The organism is Kribbella sp. VKM Ac-2571 (assembly GCF_004362255.1).
GTDB classification, from domain to species: Bacteria; Actinomycetota; Actinomycetes; order Propionibacteriales; family Kribbellaceae; genus Kribbella; species Kribbella pratensis.
This window is the reverse complement of the sequence record NZ_SNWS01000001.1, coordinates 610,845-629,120: the sequence shown is the minus strand read 5'-3', so window position 1 is coordinate 629,120 and position 18,276 is coordinate 610,845. Positions and strand designations below refer to the sequence as shown.

The 18,276-nt window shown below is 69.0% G+C and carries 20 protein-coding genes; 7 read left to right on the top strand and 13 right to left on the bottom strand.

Translation table 11 applies throughout. The features are described 5' to 3' along the window. Nucleotides 1-3: 3 nt before the first annotated feature. Nucleotides 4-1,035, bottom strand: a complete 1,032-nt coding sequence (locus EV651_RS03050) for a substrate-binding domain-containing protein (protein WP_133781681.1) — start codon at nucleotides 1,033-1,035, stop codon at nucleotides 4-6. A gap of 141 nt (nucleotides 1,036-1,176) precedes the next feature. On the opposite strand from EV651_RS03050, the gene EV651_RS03045 reads away from it, so the two are divergent. Next, nucleotides 1,177-2,223 (top strand): LacI family DNA-binding transcriptional regulator, encoded by a 1,047-nt coding sequence (locus EV651_RS03045; RefSeq protein ID WP_133781679.1) that lies wholly within the window; start codon nucleotides 1,177-1,179, stop codon nucleotides 2,221-2,223. Beyond that, the gene (locus tag EV651_RS03040) at nucleotides 2,220-2,882 is read left to right on the top strand and encodes a nucleoside/nucleotide kinase family protein (RefSeq protein WP_238156615.1); all 663 of its coding nucleotides are present in this window, start codon (nucleotides 2,220-2,222) and stop codon (nucleotides 2,880-2,882) included. Before EV651_RS03045 ends, EV651_RS03040 begins: the two co-directional genes overlap by 4 nt. Here the strand turns inward: EV651_RS03040 and EV651_RS03035 are convergent. Then, on the bottom strand, nucleotides 2,879-4,993 hold the full coding sequence (locus EV651_RS03035) for a phosphocholine-specific phospholipase C (RefSeq protein WP_133781677.1): 2,115 nt from the start codon (nucleotides 4,991-4,993) through the stop codon (nucleotides 2,879-2,881). The two genes, EV651_RS03040 and EV651_RS03035, sit on opposite strands and share 4 nt — an antisense overlap. A gap of 195 nt (nucleotides 4,994-5,188) precedes the next feature. After that, entirely contained in the window at nucleotides 5,189-5,995 is an 807-nt protein-coding gene (locus EV651_RS03030) for an AraC family transcriptional regulator (protein ID WP_133781675.1), read from the bottom strand. Between the two features lie 132 nt (nucleotides 5,996-6,127). On the opposite strand from EV651_RS03030, the gene EV651_RS03025 reads away from it, so the two are divergent. Then, complete coding sequence (locus tag EV651_RS03025) at nucleotides 6,128-6,556, top strand: SRPBCC family protein (protein WP_133781673.1); 429 nt, start codon at nucleotides 6,128-6,130, stop codon at nucleotides 6,554-6,556. A 16-nt stretch (nucleotides 6,557-6,572) separates the two neighbouring features. Here EV651_RS03025 and EV651_RS03020 read toward each other — a convergent pair whose 3' ends face one another. Beyond that, nucleotides 6,573-7,661 (bottom strand): 3-deoxy-7-phosphoheptulonate synthase, encoded by a 1,089-nt coding sequence (locus EV651_RS03020; RefSeq protein ID WP_133781671.1) that lies wholly within the window; start codon nucleotides 7,659-7,661, stop codon nucleotides 6,573-6,575. Nucleotides 7,662-7,987: 326 nt separating this feature from the next. Here EV651_RS03020 and EV651_RS03015 point away from each other — a divergent pair, with 326 nt between their 5' ends. The 3 genes from EV651_RS03015 to EV651_RS03005 all read left to right on the top strand — a co-directional run bounded on the left by EV651_RS03015 (nucleotide 7,988) and on the right by EV651_RS03005 (nucleotide 9,424). Beyond that, complete coding sequence (locus tag EV651_RS03015) at nucleotides 7,988-8,344, top strand: hypothetical protein (protein ID WP_370351947.1); 357 nt, start codon at nucleotides 7,988-7,990, stop codon at nucleotides 8,342-8,344. A gap of 9 nt (nucleotides 8,345-8,353) precedes the next feature. Further along, nucleotides 8,354-8,902 carry a histidine phosphatase family protein gene (locus tag EV651_RS03010; protein ID WP_133781669.1) on the top strand — a complete coding sequence of 183 codons (549 nt, stop codon included), beginning with the start codon at nucleotides 8,354-8,356 and terminating at the stop codon, nucleotides 8,900-8,902. Nucleotides 8,903-9,130: 228 nt separating this feature from the next. Next, nucleotides 9,131-9,424 (top strand): WhiB family transcriptional regulator, encoded by a 294-nt coding sequence (locus tag EV651_RS03005; RefSeq protein ID WP_130380423.1) that lies wholly within the window; start codon nucleotides 9,131-9,133, stop codon nucleotides 9,422-9,424. Between the two features lie 41 nt (nucleotides 9,425-9,465). Here EV651_RS03005 and EV651_RS03000 read toward each other — a convergent pair whose 3' ends face one another. The 6 genes from EV651_RS03000 to EV651_RS43190 form a co-directional block, all read right to left on the bottom strand. Then, on the bottom strand, nucleotides 9,466-9,879 hold the full coding sequence (locus tag EV651_RS03000; RefSeq protein WP_133781667.1) for a PLD nuclease N-terminal domain-containing protein: 414 nt from the start codon (nucleotides 9,877-9,879) through the stop codon (nucleotides 9,466-9,468). A 26-nt stretch (nucleotides 9,880-9,905) separates the two neighbouring features. After that, entirely contained in the window at nucleotides 9,906-10,778 is an 873-nt protein-coding gene (locus EV651_RS02995) for an ABC transporter permease (protein WP_133781665.1), read from the bottom strand. After that, nucleotides 10,768-11,547 carry an ABC transporter ATP-binding protein gene (locus tag EV651_RS02990; protein ID WP_133781663.1) on the bottom strand — a complete coding sequence of 260 codons (780 nt, stop codon included), beginning with the start codon at nucleotides 11,545-11,547 and terminating at the stop codon, nucleotides 10,768-10,770. The genes EV651_RS02995 and EV651_RS02990 overlap by 11 nt, the downstream gene beginning before the upstream one ends. A 135-nt stretch (nucleotides 11,548-11,682) precedes the next feature. Continuing rightward, nucleotides 11,683-12,756 (bottom strand): ABC transporter substrate-binding protein, encoded by a 1,074-nt coding sequence (locus EV651_RS02985; RefSeq protein ID WP_133781661.1) that lies wholly within the window; start codon nucleotides 12,754-12,756, stop codon nucleotides 11,683-11,685. Nucleotides 12,757-12,788: 32 nt separating this feature from the next. Then, the gene (locus EV651_RS02980) at nucleotides 12,789-13,697 is read right to left on the bottom strand and encodes a sulfite exporter TauE/SafE family protein (protein WP_133781659.1); all 909 of its coding nucleotides are present in this window, start codon (nucleotides 13,695-13,697) and stop codon (nucleotides 12,789-12,791) included. Nucleotides 13,698-13,751: 54 nt separating this feature from the next. Next, complete coding sequence (locus EV651_RS43190) at nucleotides 13,752-13,838, bottom strand: putative leader peptide (RefSeq protein ID WP_370342797.1); 87 nt, start codon at nucleotides 13,836-13,838, stop codon at nucleotides 13,752-13,754. A 154-nt stretch (nucleotides 13,839-13,992) separates the two neighbouring features. Between EV651_RS43190 and EV651_RS02975 the strand changes: the two genes are divergently transcribed. Then, nucleotides 13,993-16,581, top strand: coding sequence for a family 78 glycoside hydrolase catalytic domain (locus EV651_RS02975; RefSeq protein WP_238156614.1), 2,589 nt, complete (start codon nucleotides 13,993-13,995; stop codon nucleotides 16,579-16,581). Here the strand turns inward: EV651_RS02975 and trmB are convergent. The 3 genes from trmB to EV651_RS42170 form a co-directional block, all read right to left on the bottom strand. Then, complete coding sequence (gene trmB, locus EV651_RS02970; RefSeq protein ID WP_202870126.1) at nucleotides 16,578-17,273, bottom strand: tRNA (guanosine(46)-N7)-methyltransferase TrmB; 696 nt, start codon at nucleotides 17,271-17,273, stop codon at nucleotides 16,578-16,580. The genes EV651_RS02975 and trmB overlap by 4 nt on opposite strands. Before the next feature lie 176 nt (nucleotides 17,274-17,449). Beyond that, a complete protein-coding gene (locus tag EV651_RS42175) occupies nucleotides 17,450-17,896 on the bottom strand; it encodes an SRPBCC family protein (RefSeq protein ID WP_133781653.1) in 447 nt (148 codons plus the stop codon). Next, nucleotides 17,893-18,207 carry a helix-turn-helix transcriptional regulator gene (locus EV651_RS42170; RefSeq protein ID WP_133781651.1) on the bottom strand — a complete coding sequence of 105 codons (315 nt, stop codon included), beginning with the start codon at nucleotides 18,205-18,207 and terminating at the stop codon, nucleotides 17,893-17,895. Before EV651_RS42170 ends, EV651_RS42175 begins: the two co-directional genes overlap by 4 nt. Nucleotides 18,208-18,276: the final 69 nt, after the last annotated feature.

Sequence of the window (18,276 nt, the reverse complement as noted above, 5' to 3'; positions counted from 1 at the left end):
ACATCAGCCCCAGCAGTTCTGCGCGCCCCAGGCGGTGTCCTTGGACTCCAGCCCCGGGACGGGCTTGTCGGTGATCAGGGTCGCGCCGGTGTCGATGAAGCCGGACGGCTTCTTGCCGGACCGGGCGTAGTCGACGATCGCGTTCACGCCGTCTTCGGCCATCTTCTTCGGGAACTGCATCACGGTGCCGACGAACAGGCCGTCCTTCACGTTCTGGACACCCTGGCAACCGCCGTCGATGGCGCCGACGAGCACCTTGCCGGTCAGGCCCTTCTCCTTCAGCGCCTGGTACGCACCGCGGGCGGCCGGCTCGTTGATGTTGTAGACCGCGTTCACCTGGCCGCCGACCCGCTGGAGCAGGTTCTCCATCGCCTGCTGCGCCTTGGTCTGGTCGCCCTGGGTGAGCGCGCTGCCGATGATGTCCGGGGTGTTCAGCGGCAGCCCCATTCCCTCGAGGAAGCCGTTGTGCCGCTGCTTGCCGACGCTGGCGCTCGGGTCGAGGTCCATCATCACCAACTGCGGTTTGGTGTCGCCGAGCCGCGCCTTGACGTACTGGCCGATCAGCTTGCCGGCGTTCTCGTTGTCGGTCGCGTACGTCGCCGCGACCGCATCCGCGGGCTCGGTCTGAGTGTCCAGCGCGATCACCACGACCCCCTTGTCCTGCGCCTGCTTGATCGCGCCCAGTACCCCGGCCGAGTTGCTCGGGGTGATCAGGATGCCTTTGACACCTTGCTGGACGAGGTTCTCGATCGCGGTGACCTGGCCCTCGTTGTCACCGTCGAACTTGCCGGCCAGTGCGATCAGGCTGCCGCCCTTCGCCTCGGCGGCGGCCTTGGCGGACTCCCGCAGTTTGACGAAGTACGGGTTGGTCTCGGTCTTGGTGACGAGTCCGACCTTGACCGGCCCCGAACTGTCGCCCGCGTCGGATCCGGGCCCTGACTTCTTCGTCGTCGTACAGGCGCTGAGCACCAGTGCGCCGACGCACGCGAGTGCGGACAAGGCGGCGGTCGACCGCCGGATTCCGGTGGACTTCATCGGAGCCTCCTGCTGTGCTGATCGTCCCGCTCCCGCGGCCGGGTGGCCTGCGGTGCTGCACAACCTAGGACTGCTCAGATGAGCGCGGAACGATTTGCGCAAAAGATTGCGCGGAAGTTTCCGCCCGGAGACGATGCCCGCATGGCCGGCCCGCGTCGAGGTGCACGGCTGGTCGACGTGGCCAAGCTGGCCGAGGTGTCGATCAGCACCGTCTCCCATGTCCTGAACGGCACGCGGTACGTCGCTCCGGACACCCGCGAGCGGGTCCGGCACGCCCTCGACGCCCTCGACTACGCCCCGCCGGCGCCGATCGTGTCGAAGCGCTCCGGCCGCGCGCTCGGGCTGGCGATCACCGGCGCCTCGAACCCGTACTTCGGCGATCTCATCGCCGGCGTGGAGTCGGAGGCGAGCCGGGCCGGTTTCGCGCTGCTGCTGTGCGACACCCACGACGACGCCCAACTGGAGGCGAGCGCGGTCGCCACCCTGCTCGCCCACAACGTCGAGGCCGTGATCATCGCGCCGACGCCGGGCTGGAAGGAAACGACCCTGCCGGTCTTGCGCAAGCACGAGACGCCGTTCGTGCTGGTCGACCGGATGAGTGACGTCCGTACCGACCAGGTCGGCACCGAGAACGAATCGGTGGCCGCGGCTCTGGTCGAGCATCTGATCGAGATCGGCCATCGCCGCATCGGGATGCTGGCCGGCCTCGCGGGTCTGTCCACCACGGACGAGCGACGGCAGGGCTACCGGCGCGCGCACGACGTCGCCGGGATCCCGGTCGACGACGACCTCATCGTCGACGCGCACTCGACGGTGGCCGGTGGGCGCGCCGCAGTCATCTCGCTGCTGCACCTGCCGGACCCGCCAACGGCGATGTTCTGCGGGAACAATGCGATGACGATCGGTGCGTTGCTGGCGCTGAAACAGACCCGGCACCGGATCCCGGAGGACATGGCGCTGGTCACGTTCGACGACTTCGAGTGGGCGAGTGCGATGTCCCCGGCACTCACCGCCGCGGCGCAGCCGTTCCACGCGATGGGAGCCCGAGCGGTGCAACTCCTGCTGCGCCGACTGGCCGACCCGTTCGCGCCGCGGCGAATCGAACGGCTGCCTGCCGAGATCGAGCACCGCGAGAGCTGCGGCTGCCGGACAGCCGAAGGCCGCCCGGATCGGAGCACACCCGCGTGAGAACACCGTGCATCCCACAGCTGAACCAGTCGGCCGCCCACACCCGGGCCGTCGAGCTGGTCCGGCGCGAGCGACGGACGTTGCTCGGTCTCGCGGGACCTCCCGGAGCCGGCAAGTCGACGTACGCCGAACAGCTGGTCGGCGACCTCCGGGCCGAAGGTCATCGCGTGGCACTCGTGCCGATGGACGGATTCCACCTGGCCCACGCCGCGGTGGACGCGCTGGGCCTGGTCCCGGTCAAGGGAGCACCGCAGACCTTTGACGTCGACGGGTACGTCGCACTTCTCAACCGGCTGCGGGCACCCTCCGGGCGGACCGTCTGGGCGCCGCGGTTCGACCGGGATCTCGAGGAGCCGATCGCCGCCGCGCTTGCGATCGCGGACGACGTCCGGCTGGTCGTCACTGAAGGAAACTACCTGCTGCTCGATCAGGGGCCATGGGCAATGATTCACCCGCTGCTGGACGAATGCTGGTTCGTCGACCTGGATCCGGCCGTCCGCCGGGAACGACTCGCCGCCCGGCATGTCCGGCACGGCCGCGATCCGAAGGAGGCGCTGGCGCGGACCACCGGGAGCGACGAGGCGAACGCACGCCTCGTCGATACCACCCGGCAGCACGCCGACGCCGTCCTCCGGCTCGCACCGATCGGATCGCCTTAGCCGGTGATGCTCGGTTTGCCCGCTTCCAGGTGGCCGGACACGCGACGGCGGTACGTCGGGTCCTCGGGGGTCGTGACCTCGACGTCGTACCAGCCGCTGTCGGTCGGCCAGAAGATCGGGCGGGACTGCTTGCCGCGGAGCTCGATCGTCGTGGTCTTCGTGCCGTAACCACGAGCCTTCAGCTTGACGCTCAGCGGTTTCCTCGAGGCGTTGACGAGGTGCAACTCAAGCGCGCCGGCGCGGTTCTCGATGCGTACGTCGAGACCCGCGGCAGGACCGGCAGCCGAACCGGCGATCTCCGTCCAGAACCGGTTCGGGCCCTGGACCGCGAGTTCGAACGGACCGTCGACAGGGATCGCGACCACCGTCGGGGTGTCCCCCGGAGTCTCGTCCGCCTGCGTGTGGTGGACGTCGAAGTGCGCCGGCGCCGGGAGTTCACCGCCGTACGGATAGACAGCGAAATGCGCCGACTGCGGGCCGTGGTTGCTAAGGGCAAGCATTAGCTTGCCGTCGGCCACTGACCCCGAAACCGCAGGCCCGTAAGGGAGTGCGCGCGCGGGACGCCGACCGGGCTCCTGCGCCGGGACAGCCTGGTCGACGGGCGGGGCCGGGTGCCAGCGATTGATGGGTGCCGGGACCGGGCCGGGTTTGTCGACGGACGGCTGCCGGTAGCTGCGGTCGAAGTCGAACGTCGAGGTCAGGTCACCGCAGACCGTCCGTCGCCAGGAGCTGATGTTCGGCTCGCGGACACCGGTCCAGAGTTCGAGGAACCGCAGTACCGAGGTGTGGTCGAAGACCTGCGAGTTCACGTGACCGCCGACCGTCCACGGCGACACCACGGTCATCGGGACGCGTGGGCCGAGACCGATCGGCTTCCCGGCGTACCATTCGTCGCCCTCGCCCCCGTCAGTTGCCGCCGGCCGCGGCGCGACCGGCGGCGGGACGTGGTCGAAGTACCCGTCGTTCTCGTCGAAGTTGATCAGCAACACGGTCTTCGACCAGGTCTCCGGGTCGGAAGCGATCGCGTCGAGCACGTCGTAGATCAGGTTCGCGCTGCCGACCGGGGTGGACGAACCGGGGTGCTCGGAGTCGACCGCGGACGGGACCAGCCAGCTCACCTTCGGCAGCGTGCCGGCCTTGATGTCGGCGCGCAGCCGCGGCACCAGCGACTCCGGCTCGGACCGGTACATCGCCTTGCGGAACAGGTCCTGCTCGGCGGCCGGGAGCTTCCCGACCGCCGCGTCCAGCTGCTGCAGTGCGACGGTCCGCTCGGCCTCCGTCTTCGCGAACAGCTTGTCGTAGAACTCCTCGGTCGTCCGGTAGCCGCCCGGCACGTTCTCGAGGATCCGGTGCCCGATCTCCTTGAAGGTCTTGAAGTACTCGACGGCGTTGTCCGTGAAGTTGTCCCACTCCTGGTAGATCTGCCAGGAGACACCGGCCCGCTCCAGCCGTTCCGGGTACGTCGTCCAGTCGTAGCCCTTGTGGTCGTAGTCGTACGCCGCGTTCGTCACCGCGCGCTGCGTCGTACCGGGCTCGTAGCCGACCGTGCCCGACCACAGGTAGTTGCGGTTCGGGTTGGTCGAACCGTTGACCGAGCAGTGGTACGCGTCGCAGATCGTGAACGTCTCGGCGAGCTCGTACTGCAGCGGGATGGCGCGGCGGTCGTAATAGGTCATGGTGGCGGCTGTCTTGGCCTGCACCCAGTCGTTGTTCCAGCCGTCCGCCCAGGCCTGCGTGGCGTCGCCGAACCCGTGGGCCAGGGCGCCGAGGTACTGGATGTCGTCCGGGTTGCGGCCCGCGTCGGCGGCGGCCTTCCGGAGCGAGAACGGGAGAACCTCGCCGCCACCCGTCCTCGGCTGGTGGAAGATGCTCTTGCCGTTGCGCAGCCGCAGCGGCTGCCGGTCGCCGTACCCGCGGACACCGCGCAGCGTTCCGTAGTAGTGGTCGAACGAGCGGTTCTCCTGCATCAGCACGATCACGTGCTCGATCGCGCGCAGACCACCACGCCTCACAGGTTGCGCCATCGCGGTGTGCAGTGACGGTGGGAGCAGCGACACCGCTGCCCCACCCGCCACCGAACCGAGCACCAGACGCCGGGAGATCTCAGTCATGGGGCCTCCCGGTCTGGACCGAGGAGTGGAGGGAGCGAAGCGACCGGAGCGACGAGGGAAGACCGGGAGCAGCAGCCCCAGGACTCGCCGCGCCGGAGGCGTGGCATCAACACAGTCATGGTCGGGACCTTAGGGGCGGTCCGTAGCCGACGCGAAACCGCGAGATGAACAGCTAGGCGCGCCGGGACAGCAGCCTCAGGCGAGCAGTCTGCGCAGCGCGGTCGGCGTGTGTCCCAGGTGTTCGCGCATGGTCCGGCACAGGTGTGCCTGGTCAGCAAAGCCGAGGTCGGCGGCGAGGACTGCAAGGCTCGGTTCGCCGGCCTCCAGCCGATCCAGTGCGCGGGCGACGCGGACTCGGTTGCGGTGGCGAGTCAGAGACACCCCGAGTTCGCGGGTGAAGGCACGGCTGAGCCGATAGGGCGAGACGCCGAGCAGTGCGGCGAGCGGAATCAGGCCGGCCGCGGCGGGATGACCGTCGCTGATCACGCTGCGGGCCCGGGCTACCAGCGCTCGGTCACCGGCGCGTGTGCGGTCGTTGTCCGGGATGGTAGTGGCCACGACCTGCCGGACGACCTTGCTCACCAGGCCGAGCAGTTCTTCGGCCGCCGCGTAGTCGGTGTCGGCGGCGCAGGTGGCGGCCAGGAGTTGTCGGTGGGCGAGGTCGAGCCTGCCCTCCACGTACACAGACGAGCCGGCCAGCCGTGGCGCCTCACCGGCCAGGGTGTGCCAGAGCGCGGGTGTCAGGCTGATCGAGGTGCACCTGTCACTACCGGCGGGATGCGCGAAGTGCTCCTCCTCGCCGGGCATCCCGAGATAGCCGACGGTGTGGTCGAGGTCCGCGCAGACACCGCGAACCCGTCGGCGGAACCCGCCGTGGCGCACGAACACGAGCCGCACGTCCTCGCGCGGCTGCTCACTCGACCAGCCGCGGTGATCGTCTCGACAGTCCACCGCGGCGACGGTGAAGTCCGCGCTGGTTGCCAGATCAACGAAGGAGAGCACCTCCGGATGCTATGCGGTGGGTGCGACAGTCCCGCAAGGATCTTCAAGACCGGCGGGCGGCTTTCGGGACAGGCTTGTCTCCGCGACTGACCCTCAACCCCTGTTGCAGCAAAGAGACCATAGGTAGGAGACATGGCGTCTATCAGCAAGGAAATCGTGATCGAGTCCACTGCCGAGGAGGTGTGGAAGGTGATCGGCGACTTCGCCACGGGTCCCTCGCGGATGGCGCCGGGGTTCGTGGAAGACACCCAGGTCGATGCCGACTGCCGGGTCGTCACCTTCGCCGACGGGACGGTGGTCCGGGAACGACGGGTCAGCGTTGACCACCACACCCGCCGGATCGTCTATGCGGTCGTCGGCGGCAACATTCAACCGGATCACGACAACGCCTCCATGCAGGTCGTCGCCGACGGCGAGTGGCGGTGCCGGCTGGTGTGGATCCGGGACGTGCTCCCCGACGAGCTGGCCTCGTCGATGGCCGAGGCGATGACGCACGGCTTGGGCGTCATCAAACGGACCCTTGATGCAGCCCGCGATCCGCAGCACGGATCGCGGGCATGATGGACATCGTCCCTGTCTAGCTCTGGCCCCGCCGTGCGACCGCCGCGTCGCGGAGCTTCTGGAGGGTCTGCTCAGTCGTCTCCCAGCTCATGCAGGCGTCGGTGATCGACTGGCCGTAGACCAGCTCCTGGGTCGGGTCGAGGTCCTGGCGACCCTCCTGCAGGAACGACTCCAGCATCACGCCGACGATCGCCTGGTTGCCGGCCGCGACCTGCGCGCCGATCTCCTCGGCGACGACCGGCTGCCGGCGGTGGTCCTTGCGGCTGTTCCCGTGGCTGGCATCGATGACGACCCGCTCGGCCAGCCCGGCCTTGCGCAGCAGCTCCTGCGCGCCCGCGACGGACTCCGCGTCGTAGTTCGGGCCGCTGTCCGAGCCACGCAGTACCAGGTGGCAGTCCGGGTTGCCGCGGGTGTGCAGGATCGCGGGCGCGCCGTCGTGGTCGATACCGCTGAAGACATGCGGTACGGCGGCTGCCTTGATCGCGTCGACGGCGGTGGCGATCGATCCGTCCGGACGGTTCTTCATCCCGATCGGCATCGACAGGCCGGACGACAGCTGCCGGTGGACCTGGCTCTCCACGGTCCGGGCACCGATCGCACCCCAGCCCACGGTGTCCGCGATGTACTGCGGGGTGATCGGGTCGAGGAACTCGCAGCCGACCGGAAGTCCCAGCTCACTGACCTGCACGAGCAGGCGCCGGGCGATCCGCAGGCCGCGGTTCACGTCACCGGAGCCGTCCAGGCCCGGGTCGTTGATGAGGCCCTTCCAGCCGAGGGTCGAGCGCGGCTTCTCGAAGTACACCCGCATAACGACGAGGAGGCCGTCGGACAGCCGCTCGGCGACCGGGCGGAGGCGTTCGGCGTACTCGAGCGCCGCGTCGGCGTCGTGGACCGAGCACGGGCCGACGACAACCAGCAGGCGGTCGTCGACGCCGTTCAGTACGTCGGCCACTGCCTGGCGTCCGTCGGCCACGGTCCGGGCGACGTCGTCGCTGAGCGGGAACTCGTCGTGCAGGGCAAGCGGGGTGACCAGCGGGACGGTCTTCTCGATACGTCGGTCGACGACGCGAGACTGCTGTTCGCTCGGTTTCGGGAGGGTGTTCATCCTGGGGACCTTTCCGCCGGTCCGCATGCGTTGCGACGCAGTCAGCCGGCTGGGAACGAGAAAAGGCAAGGACGGTTGTCCTTGCCTTCGTGCCGGCTCTGGTGTCTGCGGGTGGGCGTCAGCAATCGGCTGAGTCGCCCGGCACCAGGGCCGGCCACTCAAAAAATCGCCAATAGCTGCGCTTCACGAGAACGACAATAGCACCCATGAACATCCGTACCGCGGAGGGCGTTTTCAGGGGCGGACGGTTGCTCGCCAGTAACCACCTGACCGGTGGCCTCGTTGATCGCTGCAAGACCGGATCGAGACATCGGGGAGTGCAGCAGGTGGTGAGGCCACGGACCTTCGAGTTGGTTCGGTACCGAGATCCCAGTGGCGTGTCCGGGACCGGCGTGGTGGCGGAAGGGTGCGAGTTCACCGACGGCTCGGTGGCCCTGCGCTGGCGCGGCGACAACCCCGCGACGGCCGTCTGGCCGAACGTCGACGCGATCCTGGCCGTGCACGGCCATCATGGCGCGACCGAGATCCGCTGGATCGACGCGCAGACCTCGCCGGTGGCGCCACGCGCCGGCCTCGACAACCTGTTCGACGAGCTGCACCAGGTGCGGCCGCCGGCGTCCCTGACCGACTCGCCACCGCCCGGCCACACCCGTGGGTGGGCGGGGGCCAGACATCTCAGGTAGAACATGCCCGTGACGCAGATCTACCTCGTCCGGCACGGGGAGCCGGACTACGAGCCGATCGATTCCCGCGGCTGGCCCGGAATGGCCGCCGACTCCGCCCCGCTCACCACGCTCGGGATGAAACAGGCCGAGGAGCTCGCCGACCTGCTCGGCGGCATCCGCGCGACGTACCTGGTCAGCTCACCGTTCACCCGGGCGCTGCACAGCGCCGCGATCATCGGCCACCGGCTCGCGCTCGGCGTCAAGGTCGACTACGACCTCCGCGACTGGTTGCCGGACCACACCGGCCTGTGGCGCAGCGCCGCCGACGTCCGCGCGGCGCAGGCCGAGTTCGAGGCGTACGACGGCGAATGGCCGGACGGCATCCCGCGACCCTGGGAGCCGCTCTCCCGGGTCCGCGAACGCGCCCGCGCCGCCCTCGCCCGGCACACCGCCAGTACCGACGGACCGGTGCTGGCGATCACGCACGCGACAGTGATCCGGGCCCTGACCGGCGAACGGAACACACCCCACGGAGCCCACGAGTACTACCGATTCGACCCCGAGATCGGTGCCTGAGGCATCTGCACGTGCAGACGAACTTGCACCGTTGAAGTGACTCATGTCACATCAGGTGATGACGTGAACACGCCCGCCGCCTGAAAAGCGCCGATCACGGGCCGCTACGGCACGCGGCGATAACAAATGGCCCGAACTTCGAGACAACAAGGGTTGAACTACGTAAGAGATGAGCATAGTTTTCACCGAGCGCCCGTCCGCGCTCACGGTGAGTCATAGGAGGTTGCCATGTCGAGAGGGATGCCTCGTCTGCCCCGCCCGCTCATGGATCTGTGGGACTGGCAGTCACAAGCCGCATGCCGGGACGTCAACCCGGAACTCTTCTTCTCACCCGAATCGGAGCGTGGCGTTCGCAAACGCGCTCGCGAGATGGTGGCCAAGTCGCTGTGCGGAACCTGCCCGGTCCAGCCCGAGTGCCGCCAGCACGCCCTCGCCGTCGGCGAGCCGTACGGCGTCTGGGGCGGCACGACGGAGTCCGAGCGCGACAACACCCTCCTGCCCGAACACCGGAAGTCCGCCTAGGACCCAGCCGGCGAACCGCGTCGTAAGGCCTGGGTGAAAACTCAGGCCTTACCGTCGTCGGTCTCGGACGGGGTGTCCTCGGACCCCTTGGTGTCCTTCGGTTTCTTCGGCGGCTTCGGCTCGTCCGCCGGGCCCTCGGGCTCGGGCGGTTTCACGGTCGTGCGCGGGTCCCGGTAGCGGTCCAGTGACTTGAGGAAGTCCGGATCGTCGTCGGGCGCCAGCGGCCGCGCAGGCCGCTTCGACGGTTCCCGCCGTACGACGCTCTCCTGGCGGTTGGCCTGCGCCCGCGACATCAGCAGCCAGACGATCGGCCCGGCGAACGGGACGAACACGATCAGGACGATCCACAGCAGCTTCGGCAGCTGGGGCACGTCTTCATCGGGTGTCTGGATGCAGGAGAACAGCGCGTAGACAGTGAGCGCCAGGCTGATCAGGAACGGCAGAAATCGGACCACGCTCCAACAGTACGGCGCGAACCGTTTCAGCGGGCGGAGGTGGTGAGTCCGCGGGCGCGGAGCACCGAGTTCTCGAGCGGGCGGAACACCAGCAGTTCGATCCCGACGCCGACCGCGAAGATCAGCACGATGCCGGCGAACACCATCGAGATGTCCGACAGCGACATGCCGTTGTGCAGGAACTGCCCGAGACCCTCGCCGAGCTCCGGCGAGGTCGCGATCAGCTCGGCCGCCATCAGCGACCGCCACGAGAACGCCCAGCCCTGCTTGAGCCCGCCGAGGAACCCGGGCAGCGCCGCGGGCAGCAGGATGTACCGGATTCCGCCGAAGCGGCCGGCGCCGAGTGCCTTGCCGACCCGCGGCAGGATCGGCGGCACCTGGTCGAGACCGGACACCAGCCCGTTCGCGATCGACGGCACCGCGCCGAGCAGCACCACCCAGTAGATCGCGCGGTCGTTCAGCCCGAACCACAGGATCGCCGCCGGCACCCACGCCACCGAGGGCAGGCTCTGCAGCCCCGACACGAGCGGCCCGATCCCCCGCCGTACGACCCGGAGGTTCGCGATCGCGAGTCCCAGCGGTACGGCGATCAGCAGCGAGATCGCGAACCCGATGACGGCCCGGTGCACGGACACCCAGAACAGCTCGACGATGTCGCCGCTCGTCACCAGCTGCCAGATCTGACCCCAGACGGCCGCCGGCGAAGGCAGTTTGAACTCGGGCCAGAACGCCGCGGCCCACAACGCCTGCCAGATCGCGACCAGGACGACAATCGCTCCGACCGGCGGCAGGACGCGCGCGGCGATCCGCCGTACCCGCGAACCCTCGGGCGCGTTGACAGGTGTGTCGAGGGCGTCCAGGCCGGCCTCGACGGATCCTTCCCGGACGTCAAGCGGCATGACTGCTGATCACCTTGCGCAGCGCGGTGTTGATCTCGTCGGCCGTGCTGTTGACGTCGCGAGCATCGTCCACATCCCACTGCTGTACGACGCGCCCGGGACGCGACGACAGCAGTACGACGCGCTGCCCGAGCCGCACCGCTTCGCGGACGTCGTGCGTGACGAACAGGATCGCCGTACCGGTCGCACGCCAGATCCGCAGCAACTCGCCCTGGAGGACGTCGCGGGTGATCGCGTCGAGCGCCGAGAACGGCTCGTCCATCAGCAGCAACGACGGCTTCCCCGCATCAGCACTGTCGGTCGTCGAGGCCAAGGCGCGGGCGAGCGCGACCCGTTGCCGCATGCCACCGGACAACTCGTGCGGCCGCTTGTCGCCGAGCCCGCCGAGCCGCACCAGCTCCAGCAGCTCCGCGGCCTTGGCCCGCCGCTGCGCCTTCGGTACGCCGGCCATCCGCAGCGGAAGCTCGACGTTCCCGGCGGCCGTCAGCCACGGCATCAGCGCGGCCTCCTGGAAGACGACCGCCGGGCGGGACGAGTTCAGCTCGATGCGGCCGCTCGTCGGCCGGTCCAGGCCGGCGACCAGGTTGAGCAGCGTGGTCTTGCCGCACCCGGAGGCGCCGAGCAGGCAGACGAACTCGCCGGCACCGACCTCGAGGTCGACGCCGTCCAGCGCGACCACCGCCCTCCGTCCGCTGCCGAACGCCTTCCCTACTTGATGAAACCGCACCGGAGTGAGCTGGTCCGGCGGTGCGTCGACGGTCGCGGTCACGGGGCCTCCCGGTCTGGACTGAGGAGCGCAGGGAGCGAAGCGACTGGAGCGACGAGGGAAGACCGGGAGTCACAGCCCCGGGACCCCCGCGCCGGAGGCGCGGAATTCAACACCGTCATCGGGCTCTCCTTACTGCTACTTGGCGTCCAGGCCGGCGGCGTCTACTGCCGGCTTGCCTGCCTGGGTGAGGACCTCGTTCAGCGGGCCCAGGTCCGCGAAGCCGGCCACGTTCGGCGCCTGCTTCGCGATCCCCGCGGTGACCTGGTCCTTGGCGAGCTGCGGGAAGGTGGCGGCAATCGGGTCCGCGGTGATCTTGATGTGCCGCCACGCCCGGTCGATGACCGCCGGTTTCAGCGCCTTGCCGGTCGCTGCCTTCAGCTGGTCGTTCACCACGGCCTTCGCCTGTGCGGCGTCCGACGTGCTGAAGTCGATGGCCGCGTTCAAGCCCTTCAACAGTGCCGTCACGGTCGCCGGGTGCTCCTTCAGGAACTGCGTCCGGACGATCAGCACAGTCGTCGGGAACTGCCCGTTCGGCCACAACGACGCCTCGTCGAGCAGCACCTTCGCGCCCGCGTCCAGGACCAGCCGGGACGACCAGGGCTCGGGCAGCCAGGCCGCGTCCACGTCGCCCTTCTTGAACGCGTCCAGCGTCTGGGCGTTCTCCAGGTTGGTCACCTTGACCTTGCCGGTCAGCTGGTTCTCGGCGAGCCACTTCTTCAGCGACACGTCCTGCGTGTTGCCGAGCTGCGGCGTGACGACGGTCTTGCCGACCAGGTCGGCCGCCTTGGTGATGGTCGGCTTGACCACCAGCTGCGCGCCGCCTGACGTGGTGCCGGCGATCAGCCGGACCGCCTCGCCGTTCGACTTCGCGTAGGCGTTGATCGCCGGGCCGGAGCCGATGAAGGACGCGTCGAGCGAGCCGCCGAGCAGCGCGCCGACGGCCTCGGGGCCGGCGTTGAACTTGGTCGGCACCAGCTTCGTGCTGCCGAGCTCCTTGGTGAACAGGCCCTTGCCGAGGCCGACCAGTGCGGCGGCGTGGGTGACGTTCGGGAAGTAACCGAGCCGCAGCTCGGTGGCGGGACCTTTGTCGCTCGACGCGGCGGCCGTCTCGTTGCTGTCGGCGCGCGAGCAGCCCGCGGCGGTGACGGCGATAGTGAGGGACAGGGCGGCGGCGAGCAGGCGGAACGTACGAGTGGCGGAGATGCTCACAGGAAGACCTTTGTCTTGGCGGAAGGTGAAGCTCAGGAAGCGGGCTCGAGCTCGGTTTCGTCGAGCAGCCGTTCGGCCTCGCGGACGGTACGGCGGGCCGCGGTGCGGACGCCGTACGTGACGATCGCGGCCCAGCCGAGGACGAGGGCCGTGTAGACGGCGTACCGCGGGCCGGCGGTGACGTCGAGGCCGTTCAGCACGGTGCGGGCGTTGGTCAGGATCAGCACCAGGCCGACCCCGACCCCGAGCCAGCGGGTGGCCAGCCGGGACACCAGCCAGGCGGCGAGCGGCGCCGCGATCACGCCGCCGATCAGCAGCGCGGCGACGATGCCGAACGGCAGGTGCTTCCCGCCCAGCCCGAACAGGAACCCGATGCTGGCGGCGACGGAGACCAGGAACTCGGCGGCGTTCACCGAACCGACGGCCCGGCGCGGCGCCAGCTTGCCGCTGGACAGCAGCGCGGAGTTCGCGACCGGGCCCCAGCCGCCACCGCCGGTGGCGTCGATGAAGCCGGCCACCAGACCGAGCGGGCCGAGGAACTTCCCGGCCGGGCGGCCCTCGATCACCGCGCGGACCTTCCCGGTGCCGAACCGGACCAGGATGTACACGCCGAGCAGGAGCAGCAGGCCGGCGACCCACAGCGACGCCGACTCGGTCGAGAGGCTGGACAGGAACGTCGCACCGGCGAACGCCCCGACCGCGCCGGGTGCACCGATCAGCGCGACGACGCGCCAGTCGACGTTGCCGAACCGCCAGTGCGACAGGCCGGAGGCCAGCGTGGTGCCGACCTCGGCCAGGTGCACCGAGGCGGAGGCGACCGCCGGGGTGATCCCGGTGATGAGCAGAGCGGTACTGGCGGTGACGCCGTACGCCATGCCGAGGGTGCCGTCGACGAGCTGGGCGATCGAGCCGAGCAACGCGATCAGGACGAGGCGACGCATGGGGGTACTCCTACGGATCGGGAAGGAGACGGGCGGGAAGAAGTACGCCGTCGTTCAACAACCCGAGGAGTTCACGCGCAGCAGATCGACGTGCCGGCGCCGGGTGAGGGCGTCTCCGGGCGCGTTCGCGATGAGCTGCATAGGACCATGAAAGCGGACAAAGTCGAGCAAGATGCTGAGGTTTCAGTATTTGGACCTGTCAATCACTAACCGAGACAAGCGATCAAAGGTGATCATCGGCCGGATCTGGTCAGACGGTTGAAAGCCGGACGGGCGGCTGCCTACGGTCCTGAGCGTGCTGATCCCTCGATCTCTCAAGACCGAGTACGCCGTCCTGCCGCTCGGCGTCGACGTCCCTGGGCCACGCTTCAGCTGGGTCGCCGTCGCACCCGGGTACGGCGCGACGCAGACGGCGTACCAGATCCTGGTCGCCTCCGCGCCGGAGCTGCTGACGCCGGAGCGCGCCGACGTGTGGGACTCGGGCAAGGTCGAGTCGCCGCGGACCTTCGGGATCGAGTACGACGGCCCGACGGCGGCGCGGACGCGGTACCACTGGGCCGTTCGCTTGTGGGACGGCTCCGATCAGGTCGGTGACTGGTCCGCGCCGGAATGGTTCGAGACCGGGCTGCTCGACGAGGGATTCGGAACCGCACAGTGGATCGGTGGCGTGACCGACAGTGCACCGCTCCTCCGGCGCGCGTTCGCCGTGGACGGCATCGTTCGGCGCGCCCGGCTCTACGCGAGCGGTCTCGGGTACGCCGACCTGCGACTCAACGGGCACGCGGTGAGCGACGCCGTACTCGATCCTGGCTTCACCGCGTACGACCGCACGGTTCTTTACGTCACGCACGACGTGACCGAGCTGCTGCAGCCCGGCGACAACGTGGTCGGTGCCGAACTCGGGCGTGGCTTCTTCGGACTGACCTCGGTGAACGTCTGGCGCTGGCACGACGCCCCGTGGACCGCCGACCCGCGGCTGATCGCCCGGCTGGTCGTCGAGTACGACGACGGCCGGGTGGACGAGGTGGTCACGGACGAGACATGGCGCATCACGGGCGGCCCGACGCTGTCGGACTCGCTCTACACCGGTGAGACGTACGACGCCCGCCGCGCGCTGCCCGGCTGGGACGTCGCCGGGTTCGACGACTCCTCCTGGTCCGCCGCATCGGCCGTCGAAGCGCCCAAGGGGAAGTTGACCGCGCAGGCCCACGAGCCGATCCGGGTGGTCGAAACCGTCGATCCGGTCGAGGTCACCGAGGTCCGGCCAGGGGTTTGGATCGTGGACTTCGGGCGGACCGTGGCGGGCTGGACCAGGCTGTCGACCAGTGCGCCAGCCGGGACGACGATCAGCCTCACGCACGGCGAGACGGTTGCCGATGGCAACGTGGCGGCGTGGAACGTGCACGTCGACGGCGACCGGATCCAGCGTGACGAGTACATCGCGGCCGGCACCGGGCTGGAGACCTGGGAGCCACGGTTCACCTACAAGGGCTTCCGGTACGTGCAGGTCGAGGGCGCGGCCGCCGACCTGCAACTGCGGGTGGTGAATTCGGACGTTCCGTCGGTGACCCGGTTCGCGTCGACGCAGGCGCCGTACGAGCAGTTCGAGCGGGCGATGCGGCGCACGATCCTGAGCAACCTGCACGGGATCCCGACGGACACGCCGTACTTCGAGAAGAACGGGTGGACCGGCGACGCGCAGGTCGGTGCGCCGACGATGCTCGCGACGCTCGACCTGGCGCGGTTCTTCACCAAGTGGCTCGGCGACATCCGGGACAGCCAGGCGGACTCCGGGCAGCTCCCGGTGATCGTGCCGACCAGCGGCTGGGGCTTCACGGACCTCTCCCCCGCGACCGAGTGGCCGACTGTTTATCCGTTCCTGTTGCGCGAGATGTACCGCTGGTACGGCGACGAGCGGCTGCTCCGTGAGCACTGGGACTCGCTGACGCGCTACCTCGCGTGGGAGCTCGACCGGGTCGAGGACGGGTTGTCGGTGAGCGTGCTCGGCGACTGGCTGCCGCCCGGGTTCGGAAGCGGCCCGGCGCCGGAGGACCGGCGGCTGACGGGTACGGCGTACCTCTATCGGGCGCTCATGGTCGCTGCCGAGATCGGCGAGCTGATTGGGCAACCCAACGAGTACCGGAAGGCGGCAGCGGAGCTCGCCGACGGGTTGAACCGGACATTCCTGGATCGCGCCGAAGGCCGGTACCGGTCAGCTGACGACCCGGACTATCGGCAGACCTCGAACGCTGTGCCGCTGGCGTTCGGGATCGTGCCGGACGATTTCGTCGAGCGGGTGGCGGCCGGGTTGGCCGCCGACGTCGAGGCGCGTGGGTTCCATCTCAACACGGGTTGCCTGGGCGTCGGCGTACTGCTGCCGGTGCTGACCGCCCACGGGTACGGCGACGTGGCAACGAAGGTCGCGCTGCAGCGGAGCTACCCGAGCTGGGGCTACTGGTTCGACCTCGGCGCGGACACCATGTGGGAGAAGTGGGAGGACGACTCGCGGTCGCGCAACCACTACTTCCAGGGCACGGTCGTGCAGTGGATCCTCGAGAACGTCGCCGGGCTGCGCGTCGTCGACGCGGGCGCAGAGCGAATCGTCGTACGGCCGGATGCCCGCGACGAGGTGGACTCGGCGAGCATCCGCACCGAGACGATCCGCGGGCAGGTGGCGGTCTCGTGGAAGAAGACGGGACGCGTCCTGTCGCTGGATGTACAGGTTCCGGTCGGTACGACGGCCGAGGTACACGTGCCGTCAGCGCGGGCCGCGGATGTCGAAGCCGTACCGCAGGCCTTCGCCGGCTCGGCGACGTACCACGAGGGCTACACCGTCTACACCGTCGGCGCCGGGCTGTGGTCGTTCACGAGCCGGTCGGCTTAGATCTTGGTGTAGATGAGGTCGCGGACCTCGCGACCCTCGGCCAGGGCGCGGGACTCGAACTTGGTGACCGGGCGCCATTCGGGCCGCGGGGCCCAGCCGCCGTACTCGTTGCGCAGTGCGGGTTCGGCCGCGCAGACCTCGAGCATGCGGTCGGCGTAGTCCGTCCAGTCCGTTGCCAGGTGCAACGTTCCGCCCGGTTGCAGGCGGTCTGCGATCAGCGCGACGAACGGCGCCGTGACGAGCCGGCGTTTGTGGTGCCGCTTCTTCGGCCACGGGTCCGGGAAGTAGATCCGTACGCCGGCCAGCGCGCCGGGAGCGACGTGATCACGCAGGAAATCCACCGCGTCGCCCTGCAGCACGCGGACGTTGTCGAGGTCGTACTTCTCCACCCACAGCATCAGCTGACCGAGGCCGGCCGGATAGACCTCCGCGGCCACGTGGTTGACCTCGGGCGCGGCGACGGCGAGCTGCGCGGTCGCCTCCCCCATCCCGGAGCCGATCTCCAGCACGGTCGGCGCCGTACGGCCGAACCAATCGCCCAGGTCCAGCTCGCCGGGCGGCAGATCCTCTTGGGTCCGGCCGAGCTCCGGCCACCGTGTCTCCCAGACGCGCTTCTGCCCGACCGTCATCCGCACGCTGCGGCGGACGGTACTGAAGACACCGACTTGCCGAACCTGATCTGTCGCTCCCACCAGGTCGATTCTAGGGGGTGTCTGACGGTTCCGCGCCGTCGCGAGGAGGTGCTCGGTGCGGTGCATCGGCGTGCGGGGGCGAAGGTCTCGATGCGGAGCATCGTGGCCTTTGCACCCGTGCGGCGAGGTGCCGCGCCGAGTGCCCCGCAGTAGGCGCGGAGCCGTCAGACACCCCCTCAGGAGAAGGTGATCTCCAGGGTTCGGTTGGTCTCCAGGTAGGTCTTCAGGTTGGCGAGGATCGGGGCCCAGCCGTTCCGCCAGCCCTCGACGGTGTCCTCGGCGATCTGGTCGTGCACGACCTGCAGCTTCACCACGTTCTTCCCGGCGGGCTCGATCGTGAAGGTCACCCGGCCCGGGGCCTCATCGGCGCGGTCCTCGAGGAACTCGTTCTTGAACGTGTACGCCAGCGTCTTCGGCTCGTCGTACACCAGGACCTCGCCGCTGTCGGTCAGGCTGTCGTCCGCGCTGTCGTAGAAGCGCACGGGCGAGCCGACCGTCCAGTCCGACTCGATGCGGCGGCCGAACCAGTAGAGCTGGGTGAACGCTCCCGAGGTCAGCGCCTCCCACAGCTTTTCCGGGGTGGTCTCGATGTAGGTCACGTGGATCATTGCCGGCTTGCTCATCTGTCCTCCTCCAGAGCCGCCTTCAGTGCACTGAGCGCACGCAGCTTGTCGCGTTCGTAGTTGCTCAGCCACCGTTCGGCGATCTCGTTGATCGGCACCGGGTTCAGGTAGTGGAGTTTGTGGCGTCCGCGTTTGACCGTGACCACGAGGTTCGCGTCCTCGAGGATCCGCAGGTGTTTGGTCACACCCTGCCGGGTCAGGTCCGGCAGCAGCTCGCACAGCTCCTGCAAACTCTGCCCGTTGCGCTCCCGCAGGGCGTCCAGCAACCGCCGCCGGCCCTCATCGGCCAACGCCTTGAACACCAACTCCACACCTCGACAATAGGCAACCAAAAGGTTGCCTGTCAAGTAGGTTCTGTCTGGCAATCCAGCGCCGTCGCG